The sequence below is a fragment of the Gordonia sp. (in: high G+C Gram-positive bacteria) genome, assembly GCF_047600385.1.
Lineage (GTDB): Bacteria > Actinomycetota > Actinomycetes > Mycobacteriales > Mycobacteriaceae > Gordonia.
In genome coordinates, this window is sequence record NZ_JASGKZ010000001.1 from 1,133,892 (window position 1) to 1,149,417 (window position 15,526).

Annotated in this window: 14 protein-coding genes; 11 read left to right on the forward strand and 3 right to left on the reverse strand. The window is 69.3% G+C overall.

Going from position 1 to position 15,526, the window contains the following annotated elements; translation table 11 throughout:
* The 6 genes from QM809_RS04970 to QM809_RS04995 all read left to right on the forward strand — a co-directional run bounded on the left by QM809_RS04970 (window position 1) and on the right by QM809_RS04995 (window position 6,450).
* Window positions 1–1,977 (forward strand): hydantoinase B/oxoprolinase family protein, encoded by a 1,977-nt coding sequence (locus QM809_RS04970; RefSeq protein ID WP_415044709.1) that lies wholly within the window; start codon window positions 1–3, stop codon window positions 1,975–1,977.
* The gene (locus tag QM809_RS04975) at window positions 1,974–2,237 is read left to right on the forward strand and encodes a hypothetical protein (protein WP_415044710.1); all 264 of its coding nucleotides are present in this window, start codon (window positions 1,974–1,976) and stop codon (window positions 2,235–2,237) included. Before QM809_RS04970 ends, QM809_RS04975 begins: the two co-directional genes overlap by 4 nt.
* 42 nt (window positions 2,238–2,279) lie before the next feature.
* On the forward strand, window positions 2,280–3,422 hold the full coding sequence (locus tag QM809_RS04980; RefSeq protein WP_415047012.1) for an NDMA-dependent alcohol dehydrogenase: 1,143 nt from the start codon (window positions 2,280–2,282) through the stop codon (window positions 3,420–3,422).
* On the forward strand, window positions 3,415–4,878 hold the full coding sequence (locus QM809_RS04985; protein WP_415044711.1) for an aldehyde dehydrogenase family protein: 1,464 nt from the start codon (window positions 3,415–3,417) through the stop codon (window positions 4,876–4,878). Before QM809_RS04980 ends, QM809_RS04985 begins: the two co-directional genes overlap by 8 nt.
* A 256-nt stretch (window positions 4,879–5,134) precedes the next feature.
* The gene (locus QM809_RS04990; RefSeq protein WP_415044712.1) at window positions 5,135–5,683 is read left to right on the forward strand and encodes an MFS transporter; all 549 of its coding nucleotides are present in this window, start codon (window positions 5,135–5,137) and stop codon (window positions 5,681–5,683) included.
* Complete coding sequence (locus QM809_RS04995; RefSeq protein ID WP_415044713.1) at window positions 5,572–6,450, forward strand: MFS transporter; 879 nt, start codon at window positions 5,572–5,574, stop codon at window positions 6,448–6,450. Before QM809_RS04990 ends, QM809_RS04995 begins: the two co-directional genes overlap by 112 nt.
* A 52-nt stretch (window positions 6,451–6,502) precedes the next feature.
* Here QM809_RS04995 and QM809_RS05000 read toward each other — a convergent pair whose 3' ends face one another.
* The 3 genes from QM809_RS05000 to QM809_RS05010 all read right to left on the reverse strand — a co-directional run bounded on the left by QM809_RS05000 (window position 6,503) and on the right by QM809_RS05010 (window position 9,413).
* A complete protein-coding gene (locus QM809_RS05000; protein ID WP_415044714.1) occupies window positions 6,503–6,886 on the reverse strand; it encodes a hypothetical protein in 384 nt (127 codons plus the stop codon).
* A 147-nt stretch (window positions 6,887–7,033) separates the two neighbouring features.
* On the reverse strand, window positions 7,034–8,188 hold the full coding sequence (locus QM809_RS05005; RefSeq protein ID WP_415044715.1) for a CaiB/BaiF CoA transferase family protein: 1,155 nt from the start codon (window positions 8,186–8,188) through the stop codon (window positions 7,034–7,036).
* A 28-nt stretch (window positions 8,189–8,216) separates the two neighbouring features.
* Window positions 8,217–9,413: an acyl-CoA dehydrogenase family protein gene (locus QM809_RS05010; RefSeq protein WP_415044716.1), complete on the reverse strand. Its 1,197-nt coding sequence runs from the start codon at window positions 9,411–9,413 to the stop codon at window positions 8,217–8,219.
* 155 nt (window positions 9,414–9,568) lie between these two features.
* Between QM809_RS05010 and QM809_RS05015 the strand changes: the two genes are divergently transcribed.
* The 5 genes from QM809_RS05015 to QM809_RS05035 all read left to right on the forward strand — a co-directional run bounded on the left by QM809_RS05015 (window position 9,569) and on the right by QM809_RS05035 (window position 15,385).
* Window positions 9,569–10,780, forward strand: coding sequence for an acetyl-CoA C-acetyltransferase (locus QM809_RS05015; protein ID WP_415044717.1), 1,212 nt, complete (start codon window positions 9,569–9,571; stop codon window positions 10,778–10,780).
* Window positions 10,781–10,804: 24 nt separating this feature from the next.
* Entirely contained in the window at window positions 10,805–11,890 is a 1,086-nt protein-coding gene (locus tag QM809_RS05020; protein WP_415044718.1) for an NAD(P)H-dependent flavin oxidoreductase, read from the forward strand.
* 185 nt (window positions 11,891–12,075) lie between these two features.
* On the forward strand, window positions 12,076–12,849 hold the full coding sequence (locus QM809_RS05025; protein WP_415044719.1) for an N-acyl homoserine lactonase family protein: 774 nt from the start codon (window positions 12,076–12,078) through the stop codon (window positions 12,847–12,849).
* Between the two features lie 164 nt (window positions 12,850–13,013).
* Window positions 13,014–14,081, forward strand: a complete 1,068-nt coding sequence (locus QM809_RS05030) for a 2,3-butanediol dehydrogenase (protein WP_415044720.1) — start codon at window positions 13,014–13,016, stop codon at window positions 14,079–14,081.
* A 155-nt stretch (window positions 14,082–14,236) separates the two neighbouring features.
* Window positions 14,237–15,385 (forward strand): lactonase family protein, encoded by a 1,149-nt coding sequence (locus tag QM809_RS05035; protein WP_415044721.1) that lies wholly within the window; start codon window positions 14,237–14,239, stop codon window positions 15,383–15,385.
* Window positions 15,386–15,526 lie beyond the last annotated feature (141 nt).

Genomic DNA, 15,526 nt, shown 5'->3' on the forward strand with positions numbered 1-15,526 from the left:
ATGTCCGACAGCACACAGATCATCTCGGCGGTCGACGCGCACGAGAAGTACGGATTCGACCTCGTCGACCTGGAGACCCTGCGCTACGGCCTCATCGAGGTCGCGCGGGACATGCACGAGACGCTGATGCGCGGCGGTTTCTCACCGATCGTCCGCGACGTCCGCGACTGCACCGCGGCGGTGCACGTCCGGACCGACGCCGGCTGGGAGATGGCCGCATCGTGGGAGGGCTGCGTGCAGCACGCCTTCGTCAGCCAGCACATCGCGAACTTCGTGATGGACGAGTGGGACGAGGCCACGCTCAAGCCGGGCGACGTGATCATGGTCAACGATCCGTGGCGCGGAGCCGTCCACTGCTCCGACATCAACCTCCTGATGCCGGTCTTCTGGCACGGCCGGGTGCAGTTCCTGCTGCACACCACCTCGCATGTGGCGGACATGGGCGGCCCGATCCCCGGCGGTTTCGCCAACGGCACCCAGACCTGCTTCGAGGAGCAGCTGAAGTTCCCGCCGACGCTCATGTACGCCGAGGGCGTTCCGGTGCGGCCGACCTTCAACTACATCCTGGAGAACAACCGCGTGCCGCACCTGGTGCTCGGCGACATCCGGGCGCTCTCCGGAGCGCTGCAGGTCGGCGCGCGGCAGCTCACCGACGTCCTGGACCGCTACGGCATCGATCGGGTGACGGCGGGAGCCGCCTACGGCATGGACATGACCGAGGCCGCCATGCGGGCCGGCATCGCGGGGATGCCCGACGGCGACTACCGGGTGAGCGACTTCCTCGACGACGACTCGATCGACCCGGTTCCGGTGGAGATCGTGATGACGGTCAAGGTACGCGGCGACTCGATGGAGATCGACTACTCGGGCACCTCGCGGCAGCCGAACGGCAACGTCGGCACCGCCTGGATCGAGTCGACTCGCGCCATCATCGGCGCCAAGTTCATCCTCGATCCGTCGTCGCCGGTGAACTCCGGCACCCTGCGCCCGGTCGAGGCGATCATGCCGCCGGGCAGTGCGGTCTGCGTCCTGCCGCCGTCGAGCTGCTCGAACCACGTCGACACCGGCAGCCGCATCGTGAACCTGATGACCCAGGCGATGGCACTGGCGATCGGCGACCAGGCCATCGCCTGCGACTCGGGCACCGCCGGAATGATGAACATCGGCGGCATCGACACCCGGACCGGGCGCGAGGGCACACCGTGGGCCACCTTCTCGCTCCCCGGCGGCGGCTGGGGCGGCACCTGGAAGAGCGACGGGCTGAGCCTGTGCCTGGTGTCGATGGGCAACTGCCGGTCGTCGGTGCAGGAGCACGTGGAGCGCGAGAACCCCGTCGTCGTCTGGGAGCACGAGATGATGACCGACACCGCCGGCGCCGGCGAGCACCGGGGAGGTTCCGGATCGCTCTACACCGTGGAGGCGCTCGCCCCGACAGTCGTGACCATCACCGGCGACCGCATTCGTGCGGGTGCGCCGGGCGTGCGGGGCGGCGGGGCCGGAATGCCGTTCTACGGCTGGCTCCTGCACGATCTCGATCCGGCCGTCGCGATGGACTCGCTCGACTACACGGGCGCCGAGCCGCTGTTCGGGATCTTCGACGACGACGGCCGCCCGGACCCCGATCACGGTGAGTTCGGCAAGGGCGCCAAGTACCAGACCGGCAAGATCAGCCAGATCGTGCTGGCTCCGGGACAGGGGCTCCGGCTGATCGTCGGCGGCGGCGGTGGCTGGGGCGACCCCCTGAAACGGGAGATCGACGCGGTGATCGACGACGTCGAGGACGGCGTGTACAGCGCCGAGTTCGCCGAGCGGGCCTACGGGCTGGTCTTCGGCGCCGACGGCGCCGTGGACCGCGACGGAACGGCTCGTCGGCGCGGCGAACTGGACCGTGCCCGCGCGGCAGGCGAATGGAAGGTACCCACCGCGTGCTCACCGAACTTCCGGGGGAGCCGCACCGACAAGGAGGTTTCAGCATGAGTGGAGTCGATCGGCTGTTGTTCCCGCCGCCCGCGGAGGACCACGTCGTCGTCGAACGAAAGCAGACGGACCGGGTGTGCCCGCAGTGCGGGTCGGCGGACGTCCGCAGGTATCCGGTGGCGAACTTCATCGGGCCTCGGATGGTGACCAAGTGCCAGGACTGCTTCCACCATCTGTCGGTCGACGTGCCGGCCGAAGACGACCACTGGCCGCCGTGGCGCTCGCCGACCATCGATTGGGACGGCTCCCGCGCGGGCTGACGAACGAGAAGAGACGAACGAGAAGATGAGGACTTCGAGATGATGAAGACGAATGCAGCGATCCTGTGGAAGGCGCCCGGAGAGTGGGACGTCCGCGAGGTGGACCTGGACGAGCCCGGTGCGGGCGAGGTCCTGGTCAAGGTGATGGCCTCCGGGCTGTGCCACTCCGACGACCACTTCGCCAAGGGCGACATGCGGTTCCACTCGTATCCCGCGTGCGGAGGTCACGAGGGAGCCGGAATCATCGAGGCGGTCGGACCGGGGGTCACCCGGGTGAAGCCCGGTGATCACGTGGTCACCTCGTTCATCGCCGCCTGCGGTCACTGCCGGATGTGTGTGACCGGTCATCAGAACCTGTGCGATGCCGGACATCTGATCACCAAGGGCACGCGTCCGGACGGCACGTACCGGATGCACGCGGAGGGTGCGGGCGTCGCCCAGAACGCCTGCCTCTCGACCTTCTCCGAGTGGACCACGGTGCCACAGGAGTGCGTCGTGAAGATCGATGACGACATCCCCTTCGAGACGGCCAGCATCGTGGGCTGCGCGGTGCCGACCGGATGGGGTTCGGCCACCCGTGCCGCCGACATCGATGCGGGCGACACGGTGGTGGTCGTGGGCACCGGCGGCATCGGCATGAGCGCCGTGCAGGGCGCCGCCTTCCGCGGCGCCGGCCGGGTGATCGCCGTCGACCCGGTGGCGATGAAGCGCGACCTGGCGCTGAAACTCGGTGCGACGGATGCCGCGGAGACGATCGACGAGGCGGCCGAGCTCGCCCGGTCGTTCACCAACGGTCAGGGCGCGGATTCGGTGATCGTCTGCATCGGCGTGCCCACGCAGGAGCAGTTGAAGCAGTCGTACGACGCGCTCGGCAAGCGGGGCACCCTCGTCGTGACCAGTGCGGCGCCGCACACGCTCACCGAGATGAGCATCCCGGTCCTCGATCTGACGATGAGCGAGAAGCGGGTCCAGGGTGCGCTCTACGGCATGGCCGGACCGCAGAACGAGGTGCCGATGCTCCTCGACCTGTACCGTCGCGGCGCGCTGCGCCTGGACGAGATGATCACCACCCGGTACACGTTGGAGCAGGTCAACGAGGCCTACGAGGACATGCATGCCGGCCGGAACATCCGCGGTGTCATCTCCCTGGCGGGCCGCCACGGGGAGGGCAGCGGAGATGAGTGAGGTGCGGAGCGGGCCGGGCAACTACATCGACGGCGCGTGGGTCGTCGGCGACGGTGCGGAGTCGACGTCGTACAACCCGTCCACGGAGGAGCCGCTGTTCCGGGCGACCGGCGCGGCTCCGGACCAGGTGGCCGCCGCCCTCGATGCGGCCCACCGCGAGTTCCACGGCGGCGCATGGAGCAGGCTCTCGGCGGCCGAGCGCGGCGCACTGCTGCACCGGTTGGCGGATCTGATGGAGCGGGACGCCGAGGAGCTGACCGATCTCATCGCACGGGAGGTCGGCACCGCGATCAGCACCGCGAAACAGCAGGTGTACGCGCCGATCGACTTCCTGCGCTGGTTCGCCGACGCGGCGGTCCGGGGGCCGGCCGACGGTCTGGAGCAGCAGCTTCGGTTGCATCACGAGCCGGTCACCACCAGCAGCATGCTGCTGCGGGAACCGGCCGGTGTGGTCGCGGCCGTCACGGCGTACAACTACCCGATCATGCTGATCGTCTGGAAGATCGGGCCCGCGCTCGCCGCCGGCTGCACCGGGGTGCTGGTGCCGTCGCCCAAGGCGCTGGCGTGCACGGTCAAGATGGTCGAGCTGTTCGACGAGGCGGGTTTCCCGCCCGGCGCGGTGAACCTCGTGTTCGGTCCGCCCGCGGTGACCGAGCAGGTGGTCGGCTCACCGAAGATCGATCTGGCCAGTTTCACCGGTTCGGCCGCGGTGGGCATCGCGATTCAGCAGCTCGCCGCGCCGAACCTGACCAAGGTGGTGCTGGAGCTGGGCGGCAAGTCGCCCAACATCGTCCTGCCCGGGACCGACATCGATTCGGTGATCGCCGGGTCGGCGCTGCGGTTCTGTCTCAACGCCGGGCAGGCGTGCGGGGCCACGACGCGCTCGTTCGTCCCCCGTGCCGACTTCGACGAGTTCGTGAGCAAGTCGGCCGAGTACATGTCGGGGCTCACGGTCGGTGACGCATCGGATCCGTCGTCGACGGTCGGTCCGCTGATCACCGGCGAGCATCTGACGAGCGTCGAGGGCTTCCTGGAACGCGCGGTCTCCGCGGGCGCGACGATCGTCACCGGCGGCAAGCGCCCGGCGGGTCTCGAGCGCGGCTTCTTCCTGGAGCCGACGCTGGTGACCGGTCTGGACAACTCCGCCGAGATCGCGCAGGAGGAGTTGTTCGCGCCGGTGAGCATCGTGATCCCGTACGACGACGTCGACGAGGCCGTCCGCATGGCGAACGAGGCCAAGTACGCGTTGAACGCCAACGTCTGGGGTGTCACCACGGAGGCCATCGAGGTGGCCCGGCGGCTGCGGTCGGGGACCGTGACGATCAACGGGGGCGGCGGACGACGACTCGACGCCCCGTGGGGCGGCCCCGGCATGTCGGGGATCGGCCGCGAGTGCGGTGAGGAGGGTTACCGCGAGTTCTTCGAGGTGAAGCACGTGCAGTGGCCGATTCGCTGAGCGTCTCCGCCGGGTAGCCGTACCCGGTGCTCCATGGCCTGGCCGGTCGTCTTCCGACGACCGGCCAGGCGTCGTGGCGCCGTCGTCCACGCTCACGCGAGACGCCCTGACCCAAGAGGAAAAACATAATGCGTAATGACTTGTATGAAATCGAATGAAACGATAGAAAAGTGAGCGTACCCACATGAGATGACCTGTCCGGAGGCATGATGAATCACTGCGACACCCACCCCTGTGCCCGCGTGGCGGCAACGGGATGAGCGCGCCCGCCGCGCAGACGGCGAAGCCCCGTCTTCGCCCTTATCAGCTGGTCTCGCTGCTGCTGTGCATGGTGCTCAACATGCTCGACGGCTACGACATCTTCATCATGGCGTTCGCCGGACCGCACCTTCCCGAAGGTTTCGCCGGTGATCGGATGCTCGGCTGGCTGATCAGTGCCGCCCTCGCCGGTCAGGCGGTCGGGGCGCTGGGCATGGCGCGCTTCGCCGACGTCATCGGCCGTCGCAGACTGCTGTTGATCGCGTTGACCGTGAACACCGCGGGACTGGTGTTCTCCGCGTTGTCGGTCGACGCGTGGATGCTCCTGGGCTGCCGGTTCGTCACCGGGATCGCGGTGGGCATGATCACCGTGGTCGCGGTGGTGCTCGGCCAGGAGCTCGCTCCCGGAACGGCCGCAGTCTCGCCGTCGGACTGGTGGTGGTCGGCTATCCGCTGGGCAGCACGGTCGCCGGTCTGTCCGCGGCGACGCTGCTCGAACTGGTCGGCGGCGCCTGGCAGGGCATGTTCTGGGTCGGCACGGGACTGAGTGTGCTGATCGCCCTGATCGCCTTCGCGCTGCTGCCCGAGTCCGTGGCATTCCTGCACCGCAAGGGCACTTCCGAGGCTCGGCAGAAGGCCTCCGAACTCGCCCGGCGACTGGGGTTGGACGATCTGGGCGGCGATGCGCCGGAGTCGGTCGCCGCGAACGACACCCTGCCGCGCTCTCGCCTGCTGGGTCGCGACCTGTGGCGGCGCACCGTTCTGCTGTGCGCCGGCTACTCGCTCCTGACCGCGGGCTACTACTTCGTCGGCACCTGGACGCCGAAGCTGGTGGCCAAGATCAGCGACGATGCGGCGGGCACCGCGGCGGGTCTGTGCATCTCCGTCGGCACGCTGGTCGGCGCCTTCGTCTTCGGGGTCCTGGGGATGCGGTTCCGGGCGAGCGCCTTCGCGGCGGTCAGCGCGATCGTCGGTGCGGTGGCCGTCGCGGTCTTCGCCGTCATGCCGGTCGGCGTCGGCGCTTACGCGCTCGCGGTGCTTCTCGGGGTCGCGGTGTTCGGCTGTGTCACGTCGTTCACCGCCGCGTCGACCTTCTTGTATCCGATCGACGCTCGAGCGTCGAGCTACGGCACCATGAACGGCGTGGGCCGTCTCGGTGCGGTCCTCGGTCCGATCATCGCCGGATACGCGGTCGACGCTCTATCGGTCAGGGGTACCTATCTGATCGCGACGGTCCTTCTCGTCGGTGCCGCGCTCGCCGCGTTCGGGATCGATCGCACGGCGCGTTCGGCTTCGGAGACCGCTGTGTCGTGACCGGGGGCGAAGGGTTCCGATGATCGGTCGTGGGGAGGCGACGCGGAGTCGCTCAGGCCGCGTGGGCGGCTTCGGAGTCGAGGTGTTCCCGGATCCGGGAGAAACGCCCGTCCGGGGTCACCGTGACGTGCTGCAGCAGGCGGATCCGCGTCGGCCGACCGTCGTGCACCACCACGGTGCTGCACCGACACCGGAACCCGTTCTCGGTCTTGACGAAGTCGTGGACGTCGTAGTGCGGGGCGGTGCCCTCGGGGTGGCGCCGGAGGACCGTCTGGACCGCCTCGGGGATGCTCTGCCACCGGCCGTCGGAACCGTGCCAGCGGACGGTCACGCTGTACGTGGTCCGGTACAGGAACGAGGGGATGTCGGCCAGCGCCGCCTTCCAGGATTCGACGGCCGCGTCGAGAACCTCGGCGGTGACCGGGGCGGTGCTCACGAGCATGGTGTTCCTCCGAGGGCATGACCGGTGGTGCGTCTCCCACTCTGCCCGGCTGTGACCTGGAGCACTGTTCAGATATTGGTCATCTCCCGACAGCCGCGGCCCCGTCGGAGACGACGGGGCCGCGGTCGAACGGGGCGGGGATCAGGGGGCGTCGACCACCGCGCCGGAGTCGATCAGCGCGTCGATCCGCTCGGCGGGGAGACCCCAGCCGGCCAGGACCTCCCGCGAGTGCTCGCCCGGATGCGGGGCCGGGCCGGCGATCGTCGCGGGCGTCCCGCTGAACCGGGGCGCGGGCGCGGGCTGGGAAATGCCGTCGTGGTCGACGAACACCCGCCGGGCGAGGTTGTGCTCGTTCACCCGGGCCTCGGCCAGGGTGAGCACCGGCGAGTAGCAGGTCTCCAGGCCGGCGAAGACGTCGTCCCACTCGTCGCGGGTCCTGGTCTTGAAGACCTCCGCGAAACGGGCGCGCATCGCCGGCCAGGTCGACTGATCGCCCTGGGCCGGGAGTTCGTCGACGGGGAGACCGAGGGTCTCGACCATCACCCGGTAGAACTGCGGCTCGTTGGCGGCGATCGCCACGAACCTGCCGTCGGCGGTCTCGTAGGTGTTGTAGAACGGTGCGCCGCCGTCGTGCCGGTTGCTCTCGCGTTCCGGCTTCCACATGCCGATCTGGCTCATGCCGTGCACCAGGCCGCCGAGCAGCGAGGCGCCGTCGAGCATCGCCGCGTCGACCACCTGGCCCTCGCCGGTGCGCTGCGCGGACACGATCCCGGTCACCACGCCGAACGCCAGCAGCAGTCCGCCGCCGCCGAAGTCGCCGACCAGGTTCAGCGGCGGCATCGGACGTTCCCGGGGGCCGATGGCGTCCAGGAGCCCGGTGAGGGCGAGATAGTTGATGTCGTGTCCGGGCACCGCCGCCATCGGACCGTCCTGGCCCCACCCGGTCATCCGGCCGTACACCAGCCTCGGATTGCGGGCGAGCACGACGTCCGGGCCGATGCCCAGGCGCTCGGCCACCCCGGGGCGGAACCCCTCGATCAGGGCGTCCGCGCTCTCGGCGAGCCGCAGGACGGTCTCCACGCCCTCCGGGCTCTTCATGTCCACGGCCACCGACTTGCGGCCCCGCCGATTCGCGAAGTCGATCGGCGGCGGAGCGTCCGGCGTGTACGCCCGCGCGTGGTCGGCGCGGTCGACGCGGATCACCTCGGCGCCCATGTCGCTGAGCATCATCGCGCACCACGGTCCGGGGCCGATCGAGCCGACCTCGATCACTCTGATTCCCTCCAGGGGTCCCATCGGGTCTCTCCTCTCTCCGGTGCCGGGCTCAGAGCTTGTAGTTCTCGAGGAGACGACGGCCGACGATCATCCGCTGGATGTCGGCGGTCCCCTCGCCGATCAGCAGCATCGGGGCCTCGCGGTAGAGCCGCTCGATCTCGTACTCCTTGGCGAAGCCGTAGCCGCCGTGGATGCGGAAGGCATCCTCGACGACGTCGCGGCAGTACTCGGACGCCAGGTACTTGGCCATGCCCGCCTCCAGGTCGTTGCGCTGCCCGGCGTCCTTGATCCGTGCGGCGCGGACCACCATCTGGTGGGCGGCCTCGACCTTGGTGCCCATCTCGGCGAGCCGGAAGAGCACCGCCTGGTGCTCGGCGATGGGCTTGCCGAAGGTCTCGCGCTGCTGGGCGTACGAGGCGCCCAGCTCGAAGGCGCGGTGGGCGACGCCGACGCCGCGGGCGGCGACGTTCACCCGGCCCACCTCGACGCCGTCCATCATCTGGTAGAATCCGCGGCCGGGCGTGCCGCCGAGGATCTCGTCGGCGCCGATCCGATAGCCGTCGAAGAGGAGCTCGGTGGTGTCCACACCCTTGTAGCCCATCTTCTCGATCTTGCCGGGGATCGTGAGGCCGGGCGCCACCTCGCCGAAGCCGGGGGTCTTCTCCACCAGGAAGGCGGTGAGGTTCCGGTGCGGTCTCTCGCCGCCGACGCCCGGCGTCCGGACCAGCACGGCCACCAGCGACGACGAGCCGCCGTTGGTCAGCCACATCTTCTGGCCGTTGATCGTGTAGGTGCCGTCGCCGTCGTCGACGGCCGTGGTGCTGATGGCGGCGACGTCGGAGCCCAGGGCCGGTTCGGACATCGAGAACGCGCCGGTCAGCTCGCCGGCGGCCAGCCGCGGCAGGTACTTCTGCTTCTGCTCCTCGGTGCCGTGCTGCAGCAGCAGGTACGCGACGATGAAGTGGGTGTTGACGATGCCGGAGACGCTCATCCAGCCGCGCGAGAGCTCCTCGACCACCAGGGCGTAGGTCAGCAGGGATTCGCCGAGTCCGCCGTACTCCTCCGGGATGGTCAGCCCGAAGATGTCCATCTCCTTCATCGTGGCGACGATCTCGGTCGGGTACTCGTCGCGATGCTCCAGTTCGGTGGCGACGGGGAGGATCTGCTCGTCGACGAAGTCGCGAACCGTCGCGAGGATGTCGCGCTGGATCTCGGTGAGGTCGGCGGTCTCGCAGAGTCGGGCCATGGGGAGTCCTTCCGGGGAGGTGTCGGGCGTGCGAAGCGGCGGATTCGGCGGAACGGACCCTTGCTTTCCCTCGATAATATAATCTACATTTCCGTTAGAAAAAACGTTTGCCGCGATGTTCAGCGGTTCGATCCGAGGAGAGGTCCGCTCACCCCATGCGTGATGCAGTCATCCGTGAACCCGTCCGAACTCCCGTCGGACGCTACGGCGGCGTGTTCGCCTCCGTGCCGACGGCCGACCTCGCGTCCACGGTGGTGAAAGCGCTGGTGGAGCGGACCGGGATCACCGGCGCCGACGTCGACGACGTCCTCTTCGGCCAGTGCTACCCCAACGGCGAGGCCCCAGCGATCGGGCGGATCGCGGCGCTCGACGCCGGCCTGGACGTCCGGGTGCCCGGTCTCCAGCTCGACCGGCGCTGCGGCTCGGGTCTGCAGGCCGTGATCGACGCCGCCATGCGCGTGCAGACCGGCATCTGCGATCTGGTCCTGGCCGGCGGCGCCGAGAGCATGAGCCAGGCCGAGCACTACGCGCTCGGTCTCCGGTTCGGGCTGCGCGGCACCGACACCGCCCTGATGGACCGCATCAACCGCGGGCGCGTCACCTCCGGCGGCAAGCGCTACCCGGTCGAGGGCGGCATGCTCGAGACCGCCGAGAACCTCCGTGCGGAGTACGCGATCACCCGGGAGGCGCAGGACGAGCTCGCCTACCGCTCGCATCGTCGTGCCGTCGCCGCGCACGAGGAGGGGCGGCTGGCCGACGAACTGGTCCCCGTCACCGTCGAGACCCGCAAGGGCGAGGTGGTCTGCGACCGCGACGAGCACCCCCGCGCCGACGTCACCCTCGAGTCGCTGGCCGCGATGAAGGCGGTCCGTCGTCGTCTCGACCCCGAGTCCACCGTCACCGCGGGCAACGCCAGCGGCCAGAACGACGGCGCCGCGGTCTGCATCGTCACCACCCGGGAGAAGGCCGAACGGCTCGGGCTGAAGCCGCTGGCGCGCCTGGTCACCTGGGCGGTGGCCGGCGTCGAACCGAACCGGATGGGCATCGGCCCGGTGCCGTCGACGAATCTGGCGCTCGAACGCGCCGGAATCGGCTTCGGCGACCTCGACCTGCTCGAACTCAACGAGGCCTTCGCCGCGCAGGTGCTGGCCTGCGTCAAGGCGTGGGGCCTGGGCGACGACGATCTGGCCCGCATGAACGTCAACGGCTCCGGTATCTCGCTGGGGCATCCGGTGGGGGCGACCGGCGTCCGGATCCTGGCGACGATGCTCCGGGAACTCGACCGCCGAGACGGGCGATACGCGCTGGAGACCATGTGCATCGGCGGCGGGCAGGGACTGTCCGCGGTGTTCGAGCGCACGGCCTGAAACCACCTACGTAAGGAAAGAACAATGGCGACTCTCAAGACCGATCTCTGCGAACTGCTGGGGATCGAGTACCCGATCCTGCAGGCCGGCATGGGCGGCGTGGCCTTCGGCCCGCTCGCCGGCGCCGTCTCGAAGGCCGGCGGCCTGGGCACCATCGCGGCCATCTCGCCGACCCCGGAGACCGTCGAGGAACAGATCAAGATCGTGCGGAGCATCACCGACAAACCGGTGTGCGTCGACATCGGCTTCCCGCCGCGGGCGCCGCAGAACCCCGAGCCCGTCCCGGCCGACGAGGTGCCGGACCCGATCACCGAGCTCGAGGCCGAGGTCCGCGCGCTCGGCGTCGACGTGAAACCGGTCGACGACAAGGCGATGGGCATCGAGGACGCCAAGGAGAAGATGGCGATCTGCGAGAAGTACGGCGTCGAGGTGATCGCCTGCGCGCTCGGCACCCCTGCCTGGGCCGTCGAGCACGCCCACAGCTGGGGAGCCAAGACCATCTCGATGGTCGGTCGCGCCAAGCACGCCAGGCGCGCCATCGAGGCCGGCACCGACATCGTCGTCGTGCAGGGCACCGAGGGCGGCGGGCACACCGGCGACATCGGTCTGATCACCCTCCTGCAGGAGGTCCTGGAGTTCTCGACCGTTCCGGTGGTCGCCGCCGGCGGTCTGGTGACCGGCGCGCAGATCGCCGGCGTGCTGACCCAGGGCGCGCAGGGCGCCTGGATCGGCACCCGCTTCATCAACACCGACGAGTCGAGCGTCGGCAGCAACTACAAGGAGTCGATCGTCGAGGCCGACCACGACACCACCGTGCGCGAGCTGATCTTCGACGGCCTGTACGTGCGCCAGCTGCAGAACCGCTTCACCGAGGTCTGGAAGGGCCGGATGGATCAGCTGCTCGGTTACCCGCGCCAGCGCGTGGCGATCGGCCCGGTGCGCTTCGCGGCGGCCGAGGCCGACCTCAAGGATCAGCAGGCGCTGCCCGCCGGTCAGGGCTCGGGCCTGATCAAGGACGTCCTGCCCGCCGGTGAGGTGCTCGAGCGCCTCGTCGCCGAGACCGTGGCGGCGCTCGAGGCGGCGAAGGGCCGCGTCGACTACTCGGCCTGATCGAGGCCCGAGTCCGCGTCTCGTCCGAGGCGCACGCACCCGTCCCCGCACAGAGCGGGGGCGGGTGTCGTGCATCGGGGGAATCGACTCTGGCATCAGGTTCTAACGATATGTTAGAAATGACGATGAAGGTGATCTGAAACACAACGCGCCCCGCGGGGTGCGGAACGCGAAAGTCGAGGACGATGACGGCGACCACACTGCGGGCCCTGGACGGGGCCTTCTTCACGCTTCCGGCGAATCTGATCGTGCTCGGGGCTCCCGGCATGCTCACGGTGCCGATCCCGGTGTACGTGATCGAGCACCCGGAGGGGCTGATCGTCTTCGACACCGGGGTCGCCCCGGAGGCCTGGGACGACCCACGGGCCGTCTACGGGCCGCTCGTGGACGTCTTCGAGCTGACCTGTCCGCCGGAGAACAGGATCGACGTGCAGTTCGAGAAGGCCGGCCTCGCGATGGAGGACGTCACCCACGTCATCCTGTCGCACAGCCACTTCGACCACACCGGCGGCATGTACCTCTTCCCGCAGGCGAAGTTCTACATGTCCGAGGAGGACCTCCGGTACGCGTTCTGGCCCGACGCGTTCTGCGCGGGTTTCTTCCGGCACGAGGACATCGAGCGGACGCGCGGCTTCGACTGGCACCCGATCAACGACGACCTCGACCTGTTCGGCGACGGCGGCATCCGGATCATGCGCACTCCCGGGCACACCCACGGCGAACTGAGCCTGCTGGTGGAACTGCCCTCGCGGAAGGTGCTGCTCACCGCCGACGCGGTGCACGTGCGCGCCAACATGGAGCAGCGGGTGCCCTGTCCCGTGGACCTCGACACCACCGCCGCGATCAGGTCGATCGAGCGGATCCGGCAGGTGGCCGCGGCCGAGAGGGCCGACGTCTGGGTGATGCACGATCCGGGCGACTGGGAGGCCTTCACGACCCCCGAGGGGTGCCTGAGCTGACGGACGTCCGATGCGACGGACGGGTCTGCCGGCCGCCGGCGCCGCTCCGGGACGTCCGGACGTCCGCGCGAAACAACCAAACGTGACGTGAACCGATTCTCGCGACAGGCGCGCGGTTCACGGGGGTCCACGTCTTATCCAGTTCCTCAGAAGGAGAATTCGACATGAAAGCTGTCCGCTATTACGGCAAGGGCGACGTCCGGGTCGAGACCGATGTGCCCGAGCCCGAACTGCAACCGGGCGGTGTGCTGGTGAAACCGGCCTTCACCGGTCTCTGCGGGTCCGATCTGCACCTCTACTTCATGGGCGCCATCCCGCCCGCGCCGCCCAGCGACTCGCAGGCGCACCCGGTGACCGGCGAGACGCTGCCGATCACCCTGGGTCACGAGTTCTCCGGTACCGTCGTCGCCGTGGCCGACGACGTCGAGGGCCTCGCGGTGGGCGACAACGTCGCGATCGACCCGGTCAGCGGGTGCGGCGCGTGCGACGCGTGTCGGGCGGGCGCCTACAACACCTGCGGGGACATGGCGTGCCGGGGCATCTCGGGCGGCGGTGGCGGCCTCTCGGAACTGGTCTCGGTGCCGGCCGGCTGGGTGCACCCGATCGGCGACATCCCGCTCGACCAGGCGGCGATGTTCGACCCGCTGTGCGTCGGCTATCACGGGGTCAAGAAATCCGGAGCCGCCGCCGGCGACGTGGCGCTGGTGGCCGGCGGCGGGCCGGTCGGCCTGCTCACCGCAGCGGTGCTGAAGGGCATCGGCGCCACGGTGATCCTCAGCGAACCCACGCAGAACCGTCGTGACGCCGCGCGGAACGCGGGCATCGCCGATCGTCTCGTCTGCCCCGTCACCGAGGATCTGCAGGCCGTCGTCGCCGAACTCACCGACGGCCGGGGCGTCGACGTCGCCTACGACTGCGCCGGAGTCGAGGCGGCGATCCAGCCGCTGCTCGATGCGTTGCGCGCCGGCGGTCGCCTGGAGATGCTCGCGGTGTACCCGGAGGCGCCGAAGATCAACCTCCTGACGGTGTTGTTCAAGGAACTCGTCATCGAGGGCTCGGTCGGCTACGACCACACCGCCTTCCCGGGGGCCATCGCGATGGTCCGGGAGGGCCGGATCGACCTGGCTCCGTTCATCACCAGCCGGATCAAGGCCGACGACTTCGTCGAGGACGGACTGGAGTTCCTGGAGGAGCACAAGGACGTCCAGATCAAGATGGTCGTCGAACTGTGAGACGCACCGCCTGAGGTCGACGACGGCCCGCACCCGCCCCCGTGGCGGGTGTGGGCCGTCGTCGTCTCCCCGGTGGACGACCCGCACCGAATTTTCTGACGGTTGTGCAGAAACCTGAACATCTGCTGTGGTCCGGGCGGCATAAGTTCACCTTCATGACAGCCTTCTCTCAGACATCCCGATCATTTCTGTGGGGATCAGTCGTCCTCGCGACGGTGTTCTCGCTGGTCCTCGGCCTGCTGGCGACCTCCGGGACCGCCGCCGCCGATCCGGTCGCCGCCGGAACCGCACCGGAGTCCGAATCGGGCCGATTCCTGGTGGTCGGCGGCACCGATTCGCAGTCGCTCGCCGTCATGCGGGTCAACCGGAACGGCACGCTCACCAAGATCCGTACCGTCCGGACCGGCCTGGGCGTCATGTCGGTGAAGGTGGCCCGCGGCGGCAAACTGGTCTACGTCGGACACATCGTGGAGGGCGCGGTGAGCGTGTACCGGCTGACCGACGGCGGCCGGCTCAACCGGATCCAGCGGATCGCCGTCCCCGGGCCGATCATGACCATGCAGCCCTCGCGCGACAGCCGGTACATGTACCTAGCGATGAGCGGTGTTCCCGGTCGACTGGACACCTACCGGATCGGTGCCTCGGGTCGGCTCTCGACCACCGGTCACTCGGTGCCGATGAGCCTCGGTTCGCTCGCCCCGATGGTGACCGTGGACCCGAACGGCAGGTACGTCCGCGCCGCCAGTGCGTTCGATGCCTCGATCAAGAGCTACCGGGTGGCGCCCGGCGGTCGGCTGGTGCCGCTGGGCACCGTGTTCACCGGTGGCCTCCCGGCGGTGAACGGCAACGCGACGCCCGACGGCAGGTTCTTCTACATCACCCACGAGTACACCGGCAACGTCAGCGGTTTCCGGGTGCTGCCCAACGGCGATCTCGCTCCGATCCCGGTGAACTTCTTCTCCGGCCTGATGTCGCACGAGGTGATGATCACCCCGGACGGTGAGCGCGCCTATGTGGCCAACGTCGGTTCCGGCGGTGTCGCCGGTTACCGGATCCACCGGAACGGGGCGATGAGTCCGCTGCCGGGTTCGCCGTACGCCACGGGATTCGGCAGTGCTCCCGCTCTGACGGTGCTGCACCCGAACGGCCGGTACGCGTACGCGGTCGACGTGTTCACCCCCGGTCGGGGCACCACCCATGTGCACGCGTTCCGGATCCGTCCGAACGGTTCGCTGGTGAAGATCGGCAGCACCGACATGGGACTGCGCGTCGTCGACGGTCCGGTGGCCCAGATGGCCGGCTGACCGACCCCGCTCTCCGCACCGGCCTCGCGGCGTCGATCCCGCGAGGCCGGTGCGGTGAGCGATCGCCGAGCAGGCGGCGGTCAGATGCCGCGGCGCCCGCATCCTCGGTGAGGATGCGGGCGCCGCACACGGTCGATCGGC